The organism is Streptomyces sp. ISL-87 (assembly GCF_018614095.1).
Classification (GTDB): Bacteria; Actinomycetota; Actinomycetes; order Streptomycetales; family Streptomycetaceae; genus Streptomyces.
This window is the reverse complement of the sequence record NZ_JAGGOY010000025.1, coordinates 71,749-88,196: the sequence shown is the minus strand read 5'-3', so window position 1 is coordinate 88,196 and position 16,448 is coordinate 71,749. Positions and strand designations below refer to the sequence as shown.

Below are 16,448 nucleotides of genomic sequence, written 5' to 3'. Positions count from 1 at the left end.
GGCCACCACCGAAGCCGCCGCACCGGCCCCGGTCTCCCTCACCGCCGCGCCCGGCTCCGCCGCCCTGGCCACCATCGAAGCCGCCGCCCCGGCCCCGGTGTCCCTCGCCGCTACGCCCGGATCTGCCGCCCCGGCCACCACCGAAGCCGCCGCACCGGCCCCGGTGTCCCTCGCCGGCCCTGGGCTCGGGGCGGTCACCCTGCCCCCCGTCCCTGCCACCGGCCCCAGGCTCGGAGCCGCCGCACCGGCCCCGCCCGCCCCCGGCCCCGTGACCGGAGCCGCCGCACCGGCCGGGCCCGTTGCCGCGGGGCGGGGGGCCGGGCGGGGCCACCCGAACGGGTCAGCGGTGGCTCACGCGTTCCGGGGGCTGCCCCCGGTCGGGTCCGGCGGGCTGAAAGCCGGGACCGCGGTGGCCCCGCCGCCCGGGGCGGGGGCCGGGGGCTTGCCCCCGGTTTCGGGAAGGGGCGGGGTGGGGGAACTCTCCCTCCTCGGGCGAACCCCGCGCACGGATGCCCGTACCGCGCCCCCCGAGGCCACCCAACGGCCCGCACCGGAACCCCCCGGCCCCCGCCGCATCGAGGGCCTCCTCCTCGGGCTCGCCGCAGGCGACGCCGCCGGCTGGCCCGCCGCCCGGCACCGGGCCAGCCGGATGCCCGAGTGGACCCGCCGCCTCACCCGCGAGCTCGACACCTTCGCCGAGCAGAACGCCACCACCACCCTCCCCGTCCCCATCGCCCTCAACCAGCCCCCCGAACCCCTCCGCCTCGGCCCCTCCGACGACGCCGAATGGGCCGCCTTCGCCGCCGAGTCCGTACTGACCGCCGCCGGGGCCCTGCTCAGCGACCTCTCCCGTTCCCGACGGATGCGCGCCGCCATCGACCTGGCGTGGAACGCCCTCGCCTCCGAAATCGCCGCGGCAGCGGAACGCGCGCCCGAGGTCGAGTCGGCCGTACTGCCCCTGCGTGCCCGGATCTCCGTCCGCGCCGGCCTCGGCAACCTCGCCGCCGGCCTCCGCCCGCCCGCCACCGGCCACGACAACCCCCACTACTTCGACGACGCCGCCTGCATCCGCGCCTGCGTCCTCGCCGTCGTCCACCCCGGCGACCCGGCCGCGGCCGCGGACCTCGCCGAGTTCGACGCCCGCTACACCCAGGACGGCGACGGGGTCCACGGCGCCCGCGCCATGGCCGCCGCCATCGCAACCGCCCTCGCCGGCACCGGCACCGGCACCGGCACCGACGTCGACGCCGCCGTCGACGCCGCCCTGGAACAGCTCCCCGCCGCCACCGAGATCGGCCGCAACGCCCGCCACGCCGTCAAACTCGCCCGCGCCGAAGCCGACGGCGGCGGCGCCTTCGCCCTCGTCCCCCTCCTCGAACACCAGATCGTCGACCACGTCTACAGCTACGGAATCGCCGCCGCCGAAACCGTCCCCGTCGCCCTCGCCCTCGCCACCGCCGCCCGCGGCAAGGTCGCCGAGGCCGTCCCGGCCGCCGCCTGCCTCTCCCGCGTCGCGGACTCCGCCCCCGCCCTGGCCGGCGCGCTCACCGGCGCGCTCGGCGGCGGCGACTCGATCCCCGCCGCCTGGCGCGAGGCCTGCCGCACCCTCTCCGGCTGCGCGCTCCCCCGCCTCGCCGGCACCGATCTCGTCGAACTCGCCGCGCTGCTCACCCGTACGGAACTCACCTCCCCCAAAAGCCCCAACCCCCAAGGGATGATTCGGACATGACCCTCACTCCCCTCACCCTCGACGACCGGGCGGCCGGCTGCCTCATCGGGGCCGCCGTCGGCGACGCGCTCGGCGGGCCGGTGGAGGGCTGGACCCCGGACCAGATCGTGGAACGGCACGGCGGCCGCGTGCACGGCATCGTCGGCCCGTGGCACGAGAACTGGCGCACCGCCCGCCCCATCGCCCCGTACCACAAGGGCGACGGCCACGTCACCGACGACACCCTCATGACACACGCCCTGGTACGGGTCTACGAGACGGTCCGGGACCACCTGGACGCGTACGCGATCGCCGACCACCTCGTCCCGGACCTGATGACGAACCCCCGCTGGATCCCGGAGCTCGAAGCCGAGGCGCTCCCCCTCCAGCGGGTCTTCCTCGCCGAGAAGTGGATCGTGACCCGGCTGCACTACGCGCACGTGGACCCCCGCGAGGCCGGCGCCGGCAACATCGTCAACTGCGGCGCGGCGATGTACATGGCGCCGGTCGGCATCGTCAACGCCGGTAATCCGGCGGGCGCGTACGCGGAGGCGCTGGACATCGCCGGGGCGCACCAGTCCTCGTACGGGCGGGAGGCAGCGGGCGTCTTCGCGGCGGCGGTGGCGGCCGCGTGCGTGCCGGGGGCGACGGCCGCCTCGGTGGTGGACACGGCCCTGTCCCTGGCCAAGGACGGCACGCGGGCGGCGATCTCGTCCGTCCGCGAAGTCGCGGCGGCACACCGGGACTTCGAATCCGCCCTCACCCCGCTACGGGCGGCAGTGAGCCCGTACGACTCGGTCGGCCCGGACTACCGCAAGCCGTCGCTGGGTGCCCGGCGGCCCTCCCGGCTGCACTCCATCGAGGAACTCCCGATCGCCCTCGGCATGCTCCTCATCCATGACGGGTCCTACGAGGGTTCCGTGCTCGGAGCGGTCAACTACGGCCGGGACTGCGACTCCATCGCCACCATGGCGGGGGCGATCGCCGGCGCCCTGGGCGGTGAGGCCACGGTCCCCGCCGCCTGGGCCAAACAGGTGGCGGAAGCCAGCAGGCTGGACCTCCACGCCCCCGCGGCCGCGCTGTCCGCGGTAGCCACGGAGGTCTTCACCCGCGACCGGACCCGCCGCCGCACCCACGAAGCCGCCTTCAGCGCGATCGCCACACCCCGATGACACCCCCCACGCCACCAGTCGACCCCGGCACCCCCGCCCCGAGCCCCAGGCCGGCACCCCGGCAGGCCCCCGCGGCACCGGACGCCCCCGGCACCGGGACACCGCCCGCCGGCCCGGCGACGGCCTCCCCCGGCGGACCCGTGACGCGGCCCCCGGCGCATCCGGCCGCGCCGGTGCGCCTCACCTGGGTCCAGCCGGAGGACCTCGTCGGCCATGAACTCCGCCAGGCGGCGGAAGACGGCCGGGACCCGGCCCCCCTGCTCCGCGCCTGGCTGGCGGCGGGCGGCCACGAGGCCCCCGCCCGAGCCGGCGCCTCTCCCACCCCGGCCCCACCGGAGCTCCGCGCCCTGGCATCCCGCCTCCTGGCCGAACTCGCGGAACTTCCCTCCCCCTTGGCGCCGCACGAGCCGCACTCCTGGCGGGCCATCACAGCCACCTGGCCCACCCCGCCCCCGCGCGGCGACGGGGACACTTCCCCCGCGCCGCCCCTTCCCGAGACCAGGGCCAGGCCCCTGGACCGGCGCGTCCCGGACCCGGCGCTGCGGGCGCGGCTGGAGGCCGCGTGGGTGGGGCGGGCCGTCGGTTGTGTGCTCGGGAAGCCCGTCGAGAAGTTGCCGCTCGACGGGATCCGGGCGCTCGCCCGCGCGGCCCGGAACTGGCCGCTGGACAGCTGGTTCACCGCCCGCCGCGTCCCGGCGGAGCTACTGGCCGCGTACCCGTGGAACCGCCGCTCCGCGCCCACCTCCCTCGCCGAGAACATCGACGGCACGCCCGAGGACGACGACCTCAACTACCCGGTCCTCGGGCTCCTGCTCCTCCAGCGGTACGGCAAGCACTTCACCACCGCCGACGTCGGGCGGCTCTGGCTCGACGAGCTGCCCGCCGGGCGGACCTTCACCGCCGAGCGCGTCGCGTACCGGAATCTGCTGCTCGGGCTGGAGCCCCCGGCCACCGCCACGCACCACAACCCCTTCCGCGAGTGGATCGGCGCCCTCATCCGCGCCGACGTCCACGGCTGGACCCACCCCGGCGACCCGGCCGCCGCCGCGGCCCAGGCGTACCGCGACGCCGCCCTCACCCACACCGGCAACGGCGTCTACGCCGCCCTCTTCACCGCCGCCGCCATCGCCGAGGCGGCCAGCGGCCGGGCCGACATCCACACCGCCCTCCAGGCCGGGCTGGCCGTCGTACCGCCCCGCTCCCGCCTCGCCGAAGCGGTGCGGTTCGCCATCGCCACCGCCCATCGCCACAGGCACTCGCACTCGCACTCGCACTCGCACCCTCCCCCGCACCCGCACCCGCACCCGCAGTCCGACGTCGACACCGACGTCGACACTGGCTTCGACGCCGACTTCGACACCGTCGTCGACCAGCTGCACGCCCGCTACGGCCACTACCACTGGGTCCACGCCGTCCCCAACACCGCCCTCATCGCCGCCGCCCTCACCCACGCCGACGGCGACTTCACCCACTCCATCTGCCGTGCGGTGTCCGGCGGTTGGGACACCGACTCAAACGGCGCCACCGCCGGCTCCCTCGCCGGAATCCTGGCCGGAGCCCCCGAGAACCTCCCGCACCGCTGGACCGCACCCCTCAAGAACCGCCTCGCCACCACCGTCCCCGGCTTCGACGGCATCGGCTTCGACACCCTCGCCCACCTCACCGCACAGGAGGCAGCCCGCTCATGACGGCCATCGCCGTGCTCGGCAGTACCAACATGGACCTCGTCGCCTACGTCCCCAAGGCCCCCCGCCTCGGGGAGACCGTCACCGGCCGCGAGTTCCGCACCGTCCCAGGCGGCAAGGGCGCCAATCAGGCGGTGGCCGCCGCCCGGCTCGGCGCGGAGGTGGTGATGATCGGCGCGGTCGGGGCCGACGAGTTCGGCGTACGGCTGCGCTCCGCGCTCACCGCGGCCGGGGTCGAGACGGCCGCCCTGCGCACCGTCGAGGGCTCCAGCGGCACCGCCCACATCACCGTGGACGACGAGGGCGCCAACAGCATCATCGTGATCCCGGGCGCCAACGCCCACGTCACCGGTCTGGAGGCGGGCGACGACAGCCGCATCGGCGCCGCCGACTCCCTCCTCCTCCAGCTCGAACTCCCCCTCCCCGCCGTCCTCGCGGGCGCCCGCGCCGCCCGCGCGCACGGCGTGCGTACGGTTCTCACCCCGGCCCCCGCCCAGCCCCTGCCTGCCGAACTCCTCGCCGCCACCGACCTCCTCGTCCCCAACGAGCACGAGGCCGCCGCCCTCACCGGGCTCACCGATCCGCTCCAGGCCGCCGAAGCCCTCCTGCACGACGTACCGGAGGTGGTGGTCACCCTCGGCGCGGCCGGAGCGCTCTACGCCGCCCGCGGGCGGGAGCCGCTGACCGTGCCCGCGCCCCGCGTCAGGGCCGTGGACACCACCGCCGCCGGGGACACCTTCGTCGGGGCACTCGCCGTGGCCCTCTCCGAGGGCCGCCCCATGCCCGAAGCCCTGGCCTGGGCCTCGGCGGCCGCCGCGCTCTCCGTCCAGCGGCCCGGCGCCCAGGACTCGATGCCGGCCCGCGCCGAGACCGACGCCTTCGCGGGAAGCCCCTCATGACCGCCCCCCTCGCCGGGCTGCGCGTCCTCGACCTCGCCACCCTCTTCGCCGGCCCCCTCACCGCCACCCTCCTCGGCGACTTCGGCGCCGACGTGGTCAAGGTCGAGCACCCCGACCGCCCCGACCCCTCCCGCGACCACGGCCCCACCAAGAACGGCATCGGCCTGTGGTGGAAGCTCCTCGGCCGGAACAAGCGGACGATGACCCTCGACCTGTCCACCCCCGGCGGCCGGGACACCCTGCTGCGGCTGGCCGCCACCGCCGACGTGGTCATCGAGAACTTCCGCCCCGGCACCCTGGAGAAGTGGGGCCTGGGCTGGCCCGAGCTGTCCACCGCCAACCCGCGGCTGATCCTCGCCCGCGTCACGGCCTTCGGCCAGCAGGGCCCGTACGCCCACCGTCCCGGCTTCGGCACCCTCGCGGAGGCGATGAGCGGCTTCGCGGCCATCACCGGCGAGCCGGACGGGCCGCCGACCCTGCCGCCCTTCGGGCTCGCCGACTCGATCGCCGCGCTGACCGCCGCGTACGCCGTGATGACCGCGCTCGCCGGCCGCGACCGCACCGGGCACGGACAGGTGGTGGACCTGGCCATCATCGAGCCGATCCTCACCGTGCTCGGCCCGCACCCGCTCTGGTACGACCAGCTCGGCTACGTCCAGCCGCGCACCGGCAACCGCTCCACCAACAACGCCCCCCGCAACACCTACCGCAGCGCGGACGGGCGCTGGCTGGCGGTCTCCGCCTCGGCCCAGTCCATCGCCGAGCGCGTGATGCGGCTGGTCGGACGGCCCGAGCTGATCGCCGAACCCTGGTTCGCGACCGGCTCGGGCCGGGCCGCCCACGCGCATGTGCTCGACGATGCTGTCGGCGGCTGGATCGCCCGCCACAAGGCCGAGGACGTGGTCGCCGCCTTCGAGGACGCCCAGGCGGCGGTCGCCCAGGTCTACGACGTGCGGGATGTGATGGCCGATCCGCAGTACGCCGCGCTGGACACGCTCACCGAGGTACAGGACCCGGAGCTCGGCCCGCTCCGGATGCAGAACGTCCTGTTCCGCCTGTCCGAGACCCCCGGCGGGATCCGCTGGGCGGGCCGCCCGCACGGGGCGGACACCGACGCCGTGCTCACCGAACTCGGCCTGACCGAGGACGAGATCAGCGCGCTGCGGACCGAGGGGGCCCTGTGATCCTGACCTGGCTGTACGTGCCCGGCGACCGCCCGGAGGTGGTGGCCAAGGCCCTGCGGGCCGGGGCCGACGCCGTCATCGTGGACCTGGAGGACGCCGTGTCGGCCTCCCGCAAGGAGTACGCCCGCGCCGCCACCGCCGAATTGCTCACCGAGCGGCCCCCGGCCCCCGTGTACGTACGCGTCAACGCCCTGGACTCCCCCTGGGCCGGCGCCGACCTCACCGCCCTGGCCCGCCTCCGCGGCCTCGCCGGGCTCCGGCTGCCCAAGATCAGCGCCCCCGAGCAGATCGCCGCCGTCGCCGACCGTACGGGCGGGGTGGCCCTGTACGCCCTGCTGGAATCGGCGCTGGGCGTGGAGCGCGCCTACGAGATCGCCCGCGCGCACCCCGCGCTGCGCGGGCTCTCCCTCGGCGAGTCGGACCTCCGGGCGGACCTGGGCGTCAGCGCGGAGGCGGGGCTGGACTGGCCGCGGTCGCGGGTGGTCGTCGCGGCCCGTGCGGCGGGCCTGGCACCCCCGGCCCAGTCCGTGTTCCCCGACATCCGGGACCTGGAGGCGCTGGCCGTCTCCTGCGCCCGCGGCCGCGCCCTCGGCTTCCTGGGCCGGGCCGCGATCCACCCCCGCCAGCTCCCCGTGATCGAGCGGGCCTACCTCCCGGGACCGGCGGAGGTCACCGCCGCCCAGGAGATCGTGACGGCGGCCCGCCGCACCCCGGGCGCGGTCGCACTCCCCGACGGCCGCTTCGTCGACCCGGCGGTCCTGGCCGGCGCCGAACGGGTCCTCGCGCTGTCCCGACGGGAGTCCGCGGTGCTGTCCTGAGCGACGAGGCGCGGTGAAACGTGAGGGCGCCGCGCGGATGCGCGGCGCCCTCACGGCAGGTTCGGCTGCCCCGGTCAGAGCTTCTTGGCCTCGGCGGCCTTGGCGTCCTCGGCGACCTCACCGACCTCGGCTTCCGCCGTCGCGCCGGAGTCCTTCGGCTCGTCCTCGGACTCGGCCTTTTCCCCGGCCTTTTCAGTGGACTTGGCCTCGGGGCCGGCGTCCTTGGCGTCGGCATCGGCATCGGCATCGGCATCGGCATCGGCCGGAGCGTCCGCGTCCTTGGCCTCCGTGTCGTTGCCGTCCGCGTCCTTCGCCCCGGGGTCCGACGCCGCGGGTCCGCGGTCCGGCTCCACGACCTCCTCGCGGCCCGGCCGCAGCTTCGCCGACAGCACCAGGTAGGTCACCGCCAGCAGGAAGACCACGATCGAGGTCCACACGTTGAGCCGAACGCCCAGGATGTGGTGGGCCTCGTCGACCCGCATGTACTCGATCCAGCTGCGGCCCACGCAGTACGAGGCGACGTACAGGGCGAACGCCCGGCCGTGGCCGAGCTTGAAGCGCCGGTCGGCCCAGATCACCAGCGCGGCGACGCCGAGGCACCACAGCGACTCGTAGAGGAAGGTCGGGTGGTACGTCCCGGCGACCCGGTTCGGGCCCTCGCTGATCTTCACCGCCCACGGCAGGTCGGTGGCGCGGCCGAACAGCTCCTGGTTGAACCAGTTGCCCCAGCGCCCGCAGGCCTGGGCCAGCGCGATCCCGGGTGCCAGGGCGTCGGCCCAGGCCGGCAGCGGGATACCGCGCAGGCGACAGCCGATCCAGGCGCCCACCGCGCCCAGCGCGATCGCGCCCCAGATGCCGAGGCCGCCCTCCCAGATCTTGAAGGCGTCGACCCAGTTGCGGCCCTCGCCGAAGTAGAGCTGGTAGTCGGTGATCACGTGGTAGAGGCGACCGCCGATGAGGCCGAACGGCACCGCCCACACGGCGATGTCGGCGACCGTGCCCGGCTTTCCGCCGCGCGCGATCCACCGCTTGTTGCCGAGCCAGACGGCGACGAAGACGCCGATGATGATGCAGAACGCGTAGCCGCGCAGCGGGATCGGTCCGAGATGGATCACGCCGGTCGACGGGCTGGGGATATAAGCAAGGTTCATGGCAGAGCCGACGCTACCCTGCCGGGCGGTACGGACCGCAACCCGCCCGGCAAGCTGCTGCTGAATCGAGACGGGCGCTCAGTCCTGCGAAGCCCCCTTCGAGGCTCCTGCCGAACCCGAACCCGAGCCCGAACCGGAACCGGAGCCCGAACCCGAGCCTGAAACCGTCTTCGACCCCGACGTGGACGAATCCGTGGACGAGACCTTGGCCGACTGCTTCCACGACTCCTTGGACGACTCCTTCGACAGAGACCTCGACGAGGTCTTCGCGGCCGACGACGAAGCCGACGGGGAAGCCGACGCGGAAGCCTTCGGCGTCCCCTTCGAAGCGGTGCCCCCGGACCCCTTCGCCGCGGCCTCCACCGTCTCCTTCAGCTTCTGCGGGGTCAGGGGGTTGGCCTGGTCGGCGAAGATGTTCTTCCCGTCCAGCAGCACCGTCGGGGTCCCCTTGAAGTTCCCGTTCCGGAAGGCCTCCTGCGACTTGGCCACCCAGCTGTTGTGCGTGCCGTCCTCGACGCACGAGCGGAACCCCGGGGTGTCCAGCCCCGGCACCTTGGCCGCCAGCTCCAGCAGCTTGGCGTTGTTGCCGTAGGCGTCGTCGGTCTCCTGAGGCTGGTTCTGGAAGAGCACGTCGTGGTACGTGGGGAACTTGGCGGCGTCCTGTGCGCAGGACGCCGCGTTCGCGGCCTTCAGGGAGCCGGTGCCGCCCATGTTCCCGTCGATCAGGGTGACGAGGTGGTAGTCGACCTTGAGCAGGCCCTTGGCCTCCAGCTCGTGGACGGTGGTCCGGTAGTTGTCCTCGAAGGCCTTGCAGGCCGGGCAGCGGAAGTCCTCCCACACCGTCAGGGTGGACTTGGCCTCGTCCTTGCCCGTCCGGATCGCGAGCGCGTCCTTGCCGGTGGCCCCGGAGGGGGCGACCACCGGGCCCGCCTTGTCGGAGCCGCTCTTGCCGGTGTTGGCCGCGATCAGGCCGACGACGGCGGCCAGGCCGAGTACGCCGACCACCGCCGCCGACACGATGAGGGTCCGCCGGCGCTTCTCCCGGGCCTTCTGCCGCTCGCGCTCCACGAGGAGTCGCTCGCGGGCCGATCGTTTCGTCGCATCGCGGTTCGCACCGTCGTTCTTCTCGCTCACGTTCGGCCAAACGAAGCAGGGAGGCACTCGCGTGCCTCCCTGCTCCCGATTCCACCCGATCGGGCTACAGAACCATCCCGGAACCCCCCCGGAGTCAGTTCCTGCGTACGCCTTCCGCAAGCTCGCCCGCCAGCGCCTGTACCGCGGCCAGCCCGGCCGGCAGGTCCGGCGCGTCGAGCAGCAGCTTCACGAACGCCGAGCCGACGATCACGCCGTCGGCGAAGCCCGCGACCTCCTTGGCCTGGGCGGCGTTGGACACGCCCAGGCCCACGCAGACCGGGAGCTCGGTGGTGTTGCGGGTGCGGCGCACCAGGTCCTGGGCCTGGTTGCCGACCGACTCCCGGGTGCCGGTGACACCCATCAGGGAGGCGGCGTAGACGAAGCCGGAGCCCGCCGCCGTGATGGTCGCCAGACGCGCGTCCTGGCTGCTGGGGGCCACGACGAAGACGGTCGCCAGGCCGTGCTTCTCCGCGTGCTCACGCCACAGCGCGGACTCCTGGACGGGCAGGTCGGGCAGGATGCAGCCCGCGCCGCCCGCCGCCGCCAGTTCGGCGGTGAACCGCTCGACGCCGTAGCGGTCGATGGGGTTCCAGTACGTCATCACCAGGATCGGGGCCCCGGTCGCCTCGTGCGCCTCGCGCACGGTGCGCAGCACGTCGGCGATCTTGACGCCGCCGCGCAGGGCGATGTCGTCGGCGGTCTGGATGATCGCGCCGTCCAGGACCGGGTCGCTGTGCGGGAGGCCGATCTCGACGACGTCCGCGCCGCCCGCGAGGACGGCCTTGACCGCCTCGATGGCGCCGTCCACGGTCGGGAAGCCGGCGGGGAGGTAGGCGACGAGGGCCGCGCGGTCCTCTGACTTCGCCTTGGCGAGGGTGTCGCTCAGCAGCTGGATGTTGCCCTGGATGTTGCCGGCGTCGCTCACTTCGACTCCCCCTCCGTGCCGTCGTACAGCCCGAAGTAGCGGGCCGCCGTGTCCATGTCCTTGTCGCCGCGGCCGGACAGGTTGACCACGAGCAGTCCGTCCTTGCCCAGTTCCTTGCCCAGGTCCAGGGCTCCGGCGAGGGCGTGCGCCGACTCGATGGCCGGGATGATGCCCTCCGTGCGGGACAGGAGGCGCAGGGCCTGCATCGCCGCGTCGTCGGTGACCGCGCGGTACTCGCCGCGGCCGGTGTCCTTGAGGTAGGAGTGCTCCGGGCCGATGCCCGGGTAGTCCAGGCCGGCCGAGATCGAGTACGGCTCGGTGATCTGGCCCTCCTCGTCCTGGAGGACGTAGGACCGGGAGCCGTGCAGGATCCCGGGCTCGCCGGCGGTCAGCGTGGCCGCGTGCTCGCCGGTCTCGACGCCGTGCCCGGCGGGCTCGAAGCCGACCAGGCGGACGTCGGCGTCCGGGATGAAGGCGTGGAAGAGGCCGATGGCGTTGGAGCCGCCGCCGACGCAGGCCGCGACGGCGTCGGGAAGCCGGCCGGCGCGCTCCAGGATCTGGCGGCGGGCCTCGACGCCGATGACCCGGTGGAAGTCGCGGACCATGGCCGGGAACGGGTGCGGGCCGGCGACCGTGCCGAAGAGGTAGTGGGTCTGGTCCACGTTGGCGACCCAGTCGCGGAACGCCTCGTTGATGGCGTCCTTGAGGGTCCGGGAGCCGGACTTCACCGCGATGACCTCGGCGCCCAGCATGCGCATGCGGGCCACGTTCAGGGCCTGGCGCTGGGTGTCGATCTCGCCCATGTAGATGGTGCAGTCGAGGCCGAAGAGCGCGCAGGCGGTGGCGGTGGCCACGCCGTGCTGGCCGGCGCCGGTCTCGGCGATGACGCGGGTCTTGCCCATGCGCTTGGTGAGCAGCGCCTGGCCCAGTACGTTGTTGATCTTGTGCGAGCCGGTGTGGTTGAGGTCCTCGCGCTTGAGGAAGATCCGCGCGCCGCCCGCGTGCTCGGCGAACCGGGGCACCTCGGTGAGGGCGCTCGGCCGGCCCGTGTAGTTGACCATCAGCTCATTGAGCTCGGCCGCGAAGGCCGGGTCGCCCTTGGCCTTCTCGTACTCGACGGCGACCTCGTCCACGGCGGCGACGAGCGCCTCCGGGATGAACTTGCCGCCGAAGTCGCCGAAGTAGCCCTCGGCGTTGGGGACGTGACCCTCCGGGTCCGGAATGAAGAACGAGCTGCTGGACATGCCCAGTACTCCTACGGGTGCGATGGGATGGATGCACCGTATTGCGCCGTCGGCCCGTGGCACGCGCACCCCGCTGGGGTACGCGTGTGCGGACGGATCGGCCCGCGCCCGGAGCCGGCGGCTCGGGGCGGCAGGCCGTGCGAGAGCGCGCGGGGCGGTACGTCAGACGTACCGGACCGGGACAGCCCTCGTTACAGCGCGCCTGTGGTACGCCATCGCATGCCGTTGACCTGACCGGGCTCGGAGCCGATCACGTACCGGACCCGCCGCCCGTGTACGCGCCGGGCCGGGGCGCGGCAGCCGCGAGGGCGGCAGCCGCGCGCCAGCGGCGCGTGCGCCGTCGGCACGCCGGCCGGGCCGTGGCCCGATCGGGTGCGGACGGAGGGGCGGTTGGGGGCCATGGGACGGGTCAGCTCCGCCCGTGGCGCAGGGCGGGGTGGGCACCGGCGGCGACGAGGTCGGCCACGGCCGCCTTCGGGTCGCGTCCGGTGACCAGGGACTCCCCGACGAGGACGGCGTCGGCGCCCTCGTTCGCGTAGGCGATCAGGTCGTGCGGCCCGCGGATGCCGGACTCGGCAACCTTGACGATGTGGGCCGGGATCTCGCCGACGACGCGCTCGAAGGTGGAGCGGTCGACCTTGAGATCCTTGAGGTTGCGGGCGTTGACGCCGATGATCTTGGCACCGGCGGCGACCGCGCGCTCGACCTCCTCCTCGTCGTGGACCTCGACGAGCGGGGTGAGGCCGATGGACTCGGCCCGCTCGATGAGGGAGACGAGGGCCTCCTGTTCCAGGGCCGCGACGATCAGCAGGGCGAGGTCGGCGCCGTAGGCGCGGGCCTCCCACAGCTGGTACGCCGTGACGATGAAGTCCTTGCGAAGGATCGGGATGTCCACGCGGGCGCGGACGGCCTCCAGGTCGGCCAGCGAGCCACCGAAACGGCGCTGCTCGGTCAGGACGGAGATGACCGCCGCCCCACCCGCCTCGTAGTCGGCGGCAAGCCCGGCCGGGTCTGCGATCGCGGCCAGCGCGCCCTTGGAGGGGCTGGAACGCTTGACCTCGCAGATCACCTTGACGCTGTCGCCGCGCAGGGCTGCGACACCGTCCTTGGCCTGGGGCGCCTTGGCGGCACGCTCCTTGAGCTCGTCGAGGCTGACGCGAGCCTGCCGTTCGGCAAGGTCTTCGCGGACCCCTTCGATGATCTCGTCGAGCACACTCACGCGAGCGGCCCCCTTCCGGGTTGATGACGGTCGGCCGCCTTGCAGACACGTACAACTGCAAGGTCAGCAATCAAATGATATCCGCAGGTCGCCACGGCCTCAGCACGGACGGGACGGTTTCCCAATGGCTGGACATTCGGAATCAGAGCTTCATCAGGGACCTGTCAGAGCCCGGTCAGCGGCTCAGGGCGCCAGGGCCGCACCGATGGGCGAGTTCCGGACAACGGTGAAAGCAAGGGCCACCACCCCGATTCCCCACCAGTACTGTGGTTTCACAGCGAGCCTGGGGACCCGCCCGCCCTGGTAGGCGCGAACCAGCCACAGGGCCATGAATCCGGCGAAGAAGAAATAGCCGATCACGGCCATGGCATTCGCCCCGAAAGCAGTGGCGAGATCGCCGTGGGCGAACGCGTGCGCACTGCGCAGTCCGCCACAGCCCGGGCACAGGATTCCCGTCAGCCGAAAAAGCGGGCAGACCGGATAGTGGCCCGGTTCATTGGGGTCCACGGTGCCCACATACGCAAAGGCCGCCGCGACCCCGGCCAGGCTCAGCGCCGGGGTGGCCAGCCTCCGGCCCCGGGAAGCCGGTACCGGCGGCGCGGGCGCGAGGGGAACGGCGGGCACGGGCGTGAGGGGAACGGCAGGCACGGGCGTGAGGGGAACGGCAGAGGGCGTGCGATCGGCGTCCACCAGCTGATTCTCTCCGGTCATGACAAAAGGCGCAGCCCGGCGGGGCCGCGCCTTTTGAAGGCTCGCATCGGTCCTCAGGCCTTGGCGGCCTTGTTGGCGGCGATCACCACGGCCAGGTCGTCGTGGGCGGCCTTCGGCGCGCCCATGCCCGCGGCCTTCATGGCCATGCCGACGACCCCGCCGAGCGCGACGACGACGAGACCGGCCCAGACGCCAATCGGGTTCGCGATCACCATGAAGGCGCCGGAGACGCTGAAACCGATGAAGGCGATGATGACACCGGTCCAGGCGGCCGGGGTGTGTCCGTGGCTAGTGCCCGCCATGAGTTGCTCCTCGTTTGCTCTGTCGCACGTGCTGTGTCGAACGCTCGATGACCATTGTCCCGCACCGGGCGGGGCCGCCGTTCAGGGGGGTGGCGGTCAGTGTGGCGCTACCGGGTCGGGTCCTCGCCCCGGTCCAGAGCCTTCCACAGGTCCTCGGGCCGGTCCGGGTCCACCGGCGCGGCCTTGCGCGGCCGGGGGCTGCCGTCGCGCTCGTAGCGGCCGCCCATCGCGGGCCAGCTGCGGCCGAAGCGCAGGGCCAGCAGTCCGGCGAGCAGGATCAGCACCGCTCCGCCGGCCGTGATGTACGGCCACGCCGTATGGGTCAGCCCGGCCACCTGCGCCGCGGTGTCCGCGGTGGTACGGGCGGCCTCCGCGTCCAGCGCCTTCCGGTCGCCGGCGGTGGCCACCGCGGCCAGGGCCGCGCCCAGGCCGCTCAGCGCGAGCAGCGCCGACACCAGCAGCCGGCTCCTGCCGCGTACGGCGAACACGGCGACCAGGGCAGCGAGCCCCACGATGGCCAGGGCCGCCGGCAGTCCGGTGACGGCCCGCCCGTCCGCGGTCAGCGGGAGCGAGCCGCCCCCGATGGCCGCGGTGCCCCGGGCCCAGACCCGGCCGGAGGCGAGCAGCACGACGGTGGCGCCGAGGGCGCCGAGCAGCAGGGCGACGGCCACACTGCGGCGGCCGGCGCGGCTGCCCGCGTCCTCTGGTTCGGACGGGGACGCGGGCTCGGGCGCGGCATCGTTTCGGGGTGGGGGTACGGCACTCACGTACCCCACTATCCCCTACGTCCTCAAACGCCGTGGAGGCGGTGGGCCGCTCCCACCGCGCGCAGCACCGCGGCCGCCTTGTTGCGGCACTCGGCGTCCTCCAGCTCGGGCACCGAATCGGCGACGACTCCGGCGCCTGCCTGCACGTACGCGGTCCCGTCGCGCAGCAGCGCGGTGCGGATGGCGATGGCCGTGTCGGAGTCCCCGGCGAAGTCCAGATAACCCACGCAGCCTCCGTACAGGCCGCGACGAGTGGGCTCCAGCTCCTCGATGATCTGCATGGCGCGCGGCTTGGGCGCGCCGGAGAGGGTGCCGGCCGGGAAGCAGGCGGTGAGCACGTCGAACGCGGTCCTGCCCTCGGCGACCCGGCCGGTGACCGTGGACACGATGTGCATGACGTGCGAGTACCGCTCGATGTTCATGAAGTCGACGACCTCGACGGAGCCCGGCTCGCAGACCCGGCCGAGGTCGTTGCGGCCCAGGTCGACGAGCATCAGGTGCTCGGCGCGCTCCTTGGGGTCGGCCAGCAGCTCCTCGGCGAGCTCGTGGTCCTGCTGCGGGGTGGCGCCGCGGTGCCGGGTGCCGGCGATGGGGTGGACCATGGCCCGCCCGTCCTCGACCTTGACCAGCGCCTCCGGGCTCGACCCCACCACGTCGAAGCCGTTCTCGAAGCGGAAGAGGTACATGTACGGGGAGGGGTTGGTGGCCCGCAGGACCCGGTAGACGTCCAGCGCGGAGGCGGTGCAGGGCGTCTCGAACCGCTGCGACGGAACCACCTGGAAGGCCTCGCCGGCCCGGATCCGCTCCTTCACGTCCTCGACGGCGTCCTGGTACTCCTCGCCGCCCCACAGCGCGGAGAAGTCCGGCAGCTCGGAGGTGGGCAGCGGGGTGGGGGCGTAGGGCGCGGGCCGGGCGAGGTCGGCCTCCATGGCGTCGAGGCGGGCGACCGCGTCGGCGTAGGCCTCGTCCACACCCGTGTCGAGGTCGTTGTGGTTGATGGCGTTCGCGATGAGCTGGACCGTGCCGTCCCAGTGGTCCACGACCGCCAGGTCGGAGGTGAGCAGCATGGTCAGCTCGGGCAGCTGGAGGTCGTCCTCGGTGTGCTCGCCGATGCGCTCCAGGCGGCGCACGATGTCATAGCCGAGGTAGCCGACCATGCCGCCGGTGAAGGGCGGGGCGCCGGCCGCGAGGTCGCGGGGAGTGTGGAGGGCCTCGACGGTTGCGCGCAGGGCGTCGAGCGGGTCGCCGCCGGTGGGTACGCCGACGGGCGGGGTGCCGATCCAGTGGGCCTGGCCGTCCCGGACGGTCAGGGTGGCGTCGCTGCGCACGCCGATGAAGGAGTAGCGGGACCAGGAGCGGCCGTTCTCGGCGGATTCCAACAGGAAGGTACCGGGGCGTTCGGCGGCCAGCTTGCGGTAGAGCCCCACCGGGGTGTCCCCGTCGGCCAGCAGTTTGCGGCTGACGGGGATGACGCGGCGGTCGACCGCGAGCTTGCGGAACGTCTCAAGATCCATGACGTGGGTCCCTAC

The 16,448-nt window shown here is 73.8% G+C and carries 15 protein-coding genes and 1 pseudogene; 6 read left to right on the top strand and 10 right to left on the bottom strand.

The annotated features are described in order from the left end of the window. The first annotated feature begins 346 nt into the window (after positions 1 to 346). From J7I97_RS09925 to J7I97_RS09900, 6 genes are all read left to right on the top strand, one after another. Complete coding sequence (locus J7I97_RS09925; RefSeq protein ID WP_374195452.1) at positions 347 to 1,729, top strand: ADP-ribosylglycohydrolase family protein; 1,383 nt, start codon at positions 347 to 349, stop codon at positions 1,727 to 1,729. Then, positions 1,726 to 2,880, top strand: a complete 1,155-nt coding sequence (locus tag J7I97_RS09920; RefSeq protein WP_214932908.1) for an ADP-ribosylglycohydrolase family protein — start codon at positions 1,726 to 1,728, stop codon at positions 2,878 to 2,880. Before J7I97_RS09925 ends, J7I97_RS09920 begins: the two co-directional genes overlap by 4 nt. Positions 2,881 to 3,020: 140 nt before the next feature. Continuing rightward, a complete protein-coding gene (locus J7I97_RS09915) occupies positions 3,021 to 4,568 on the top strand; it encodes an ADP-ribosylglycohydrolase family protein (RefSeq protein ID WP_215076783.1) in 1,548 nt (515 codons plus the stop codon). Then, positions 4,565 to 5,464, top strand: a complete 900-nt coding sequence (rbsK, locus tag J7I97_RS09910; RefSeq protein ID WP_214932904.1) for a ribokinase — start codon at positions 4,565 to 4,567, stop codon at positions 5,462 to 5,464. Before J7I97_RS09915 ends, rbsK begins: the two co-directional genes overlap by 4 nt. After that, positions 5,461 to 6,648, top strand: coding sequence for a CaiB/BaiF CoA-transferase family protein (locus tag J7I97_RS09905; protein ID WP_214932902.1), 1,188 nt, complete (start codon positions 5,461 to 5,463; stop codon positions 6,646 to 6,648). The genes rbsK and J7I97_RS09905 overlap by 4 nt, the downstream gene beginning before the upstream one ends. Further along, a complete protein-coding gene (locus tag J7I97_RS09900) occupies positions 6,645 to 7,466 on the top strand; it encodes a CoA ester lyase (RefSeq protein WP_214932900.1) in 822 nt (273 codons plus the stop codon). Before J7I97_RS09905 ends, J7I97_RS09900 begins: the two co-directional genes overlap by 4 nt. A 74-nt stretch (positions 7,467 to 7,540) precedes the next feature. On the opposite strand, the gene lgt is transcribed toward J7I97_RS09900, so the two are convergent. The 10 genes and pseudogenes from lgt to J7I97_RS09855 all read right to left on the bottom strand — a co-directional run bounded on the left by lgt (position 7,541) and on the right by J7I97_RS09855 (position 16,433). Beyond that, positions 7,541 to 8,617 (bottom strand): prolipoprotein diacylglyceryl transferase, encoded by a 1,077-nt coding sequence (gene lgt / locus J7I97_RS09895; protein ID WP_214932899.1) that lies wholly within the window; start codon positions 8,615 to 8,617, stop codon positions 7,541 to 7,543. 342 nt (positions 8,618 to 8,959) lie between these two features. Further along, positions 8,960 to 9,751, bottom strand: a pseudogene (locus tag J7I97_RS09890) (DsbA family protein); the annotation flags it as partial. 94 nt (positions 9,752 to 9,845) lie between these two features. Then, positions 9,846 to 10,658 (bottom strand): tryptophan synthase subunit alpha, encoded by an 813-nt coding sequence (gene trpA, locus J7I97_RS09885; protein WP_214932918.1) that lies wholly within the window; start codon positions 10,656 to 10,658, stop codon positions 9,846 to 9,848. 14 nt (positions 10,659 to 10,672) lie between these two features. Next, the gene (gene trpB / locus J7I97_RS09880) at positions 10,673 to 11,920 is read right to left on the bottom strand and encodes a tryptophan synthase subunit beta (protein WP_214932895.1); all 1,248 of its coding nucleotides are present in this window, start codon (positions 11,918 to 11,920) and stop codon (positions 10,673 to 10,675) included. 191 nt (positions 11,921 to 12,111) lie between these two features. Next, positions 12,112 to 12,321, bottom strand: a complete 210-nt coding sequence (gene trpM, locus J7I97_RS38275; RefSeq protein ID WP_251049365.1) for a tryptophan biosynthesis modulator TrpM — start codon at positions 12,319 to 12,321, stop codon at positions 12,112 to 12,114. Between the two features lie 8 nt (positions 12,322 to 12,329). Next, positions 12,330 to 13,139, bottom strand: a complete 810-nt coding sequence (gene trpC / locus J7I97_RS09875; RefSeq protein ID WP_214932893.1) for an indole-3-glycerol phosphate synthase TrpC — start codon at positions 13,137 to 13,139, stop codon at positions 12,330 to 12,332. A gap of 183 nt (positions 13,140 to 13,322) precedes the next feature. Next, entirely contained in the window at positions 13,323 to 13,850 is a 528-nt protein-coding gene (locus tag J7I97_RS09870) for a DUF2752 domain-containing protein (protein WP_214932891.1), read from the bottom strand. A gap of 53 nt (positions 13,851 to 13,903) precedes the next feature. Further along, positions 13,904 to 14,152, bottom strand: a complete 249-nt coding sequence (locus J7I97_RS09865; RefSeq protein WP_214932889.1) for an HGxxPAAW family protein — start codon at positions 14,150 to 14,152, stop codon at positions 13,904 to 13,906. A 107-nt stretch (positions 14,153 to 14,259) separates the two neighbouring features. Continuing rightward, positions 14,260 to 14,928 (bottom strand): TIGR02234 family membrane protein, encoded by a 669-nt coding sequence (locus tag J7I97_RS09860; RefSeq protein ID WP_214932887.1) that lies wholly within the window; start codon positions 14,926 to 14,928, stop codon positions 14,260 to 14,262. A gap of 14 nt (positions 14,929 to 14,942) precedes the next feature. Next, positions 14,943 to 16,433 carry an anthranilate synthase component I gene (locus tag J7I97_RS09855; protein WP_214932885.1) on the bottom strand — a complete coding sequence of 497 codons (1,491 nt, stop codon included), beginning with the start codon at positions 16,431 to 16,433 and terminating at the stop codon, positions 14,943 to 14,945. Positions 16,434 to 16,448 lie beyond the last annotated feature (15 nt).

Coding starts and splice junctions, on each gene's coding strand:
- J7I97_RS09920 (WP_214932908.1), top strand. CDS start 1,726: ATGACCCTCACTCCCCTCACCCTCGACGACCGGGCGGCCGGCTGCCTC.
- rbsK (WP_214932904.1), top strand. CDS start 4,565: ATGACGGCCATCGCCGTGCTCGGCAGTACCAACATGGACCTCGTCGCC.
- J7I97_RS09905 (WP_214932902.1), top strand. CDS start 5,461: ATGACCGCCCCCCTCGCCGGGCTGCGCGTCCTCGACCTCGCCACCCTC.
- lgt (WP_214932899.1), bottom strand. CDS start 8,617: ATGAACCTTGCTTATATCCCCAGCCCGTCGACCGGCGTGATCCATCTC.
- trpB (WP_214932895.1), bottom strand. CDS start 11,920: ATGTCCAGCAGCTCGTTCTTCATTCCGGACCCGGAGGGTCACGTCCCC.
- trpM (WP_251049365.1), bottom strand. CDS start 12,321: ATGGCCCCCAACCGCCCCTCCGTCCGCACCCGATCGGGCCACGGCCCG.
- J7I97_RS09870 (WP_214932891.1), bottom strand. CDS start 13,850: ATGACCGGAGAGAATCAGCTGGTGGACGCCGATCGCACGCCCTCTGCC.
- J7I97_RS09865 (WP_214932889.1), bottom strand. CDS start 14,152: ATGGCGGGCACTAGCCACGGACACACCCCGGCCGCCTGGACCGGTGTC.
- J7I97_RS09855 (WP_214932885.1), bottom strand. CDS start 16,433: ATGGATCTTGAGACGTTCCGCAAGCTCGCGGTCGACCGCCGCGTCATC.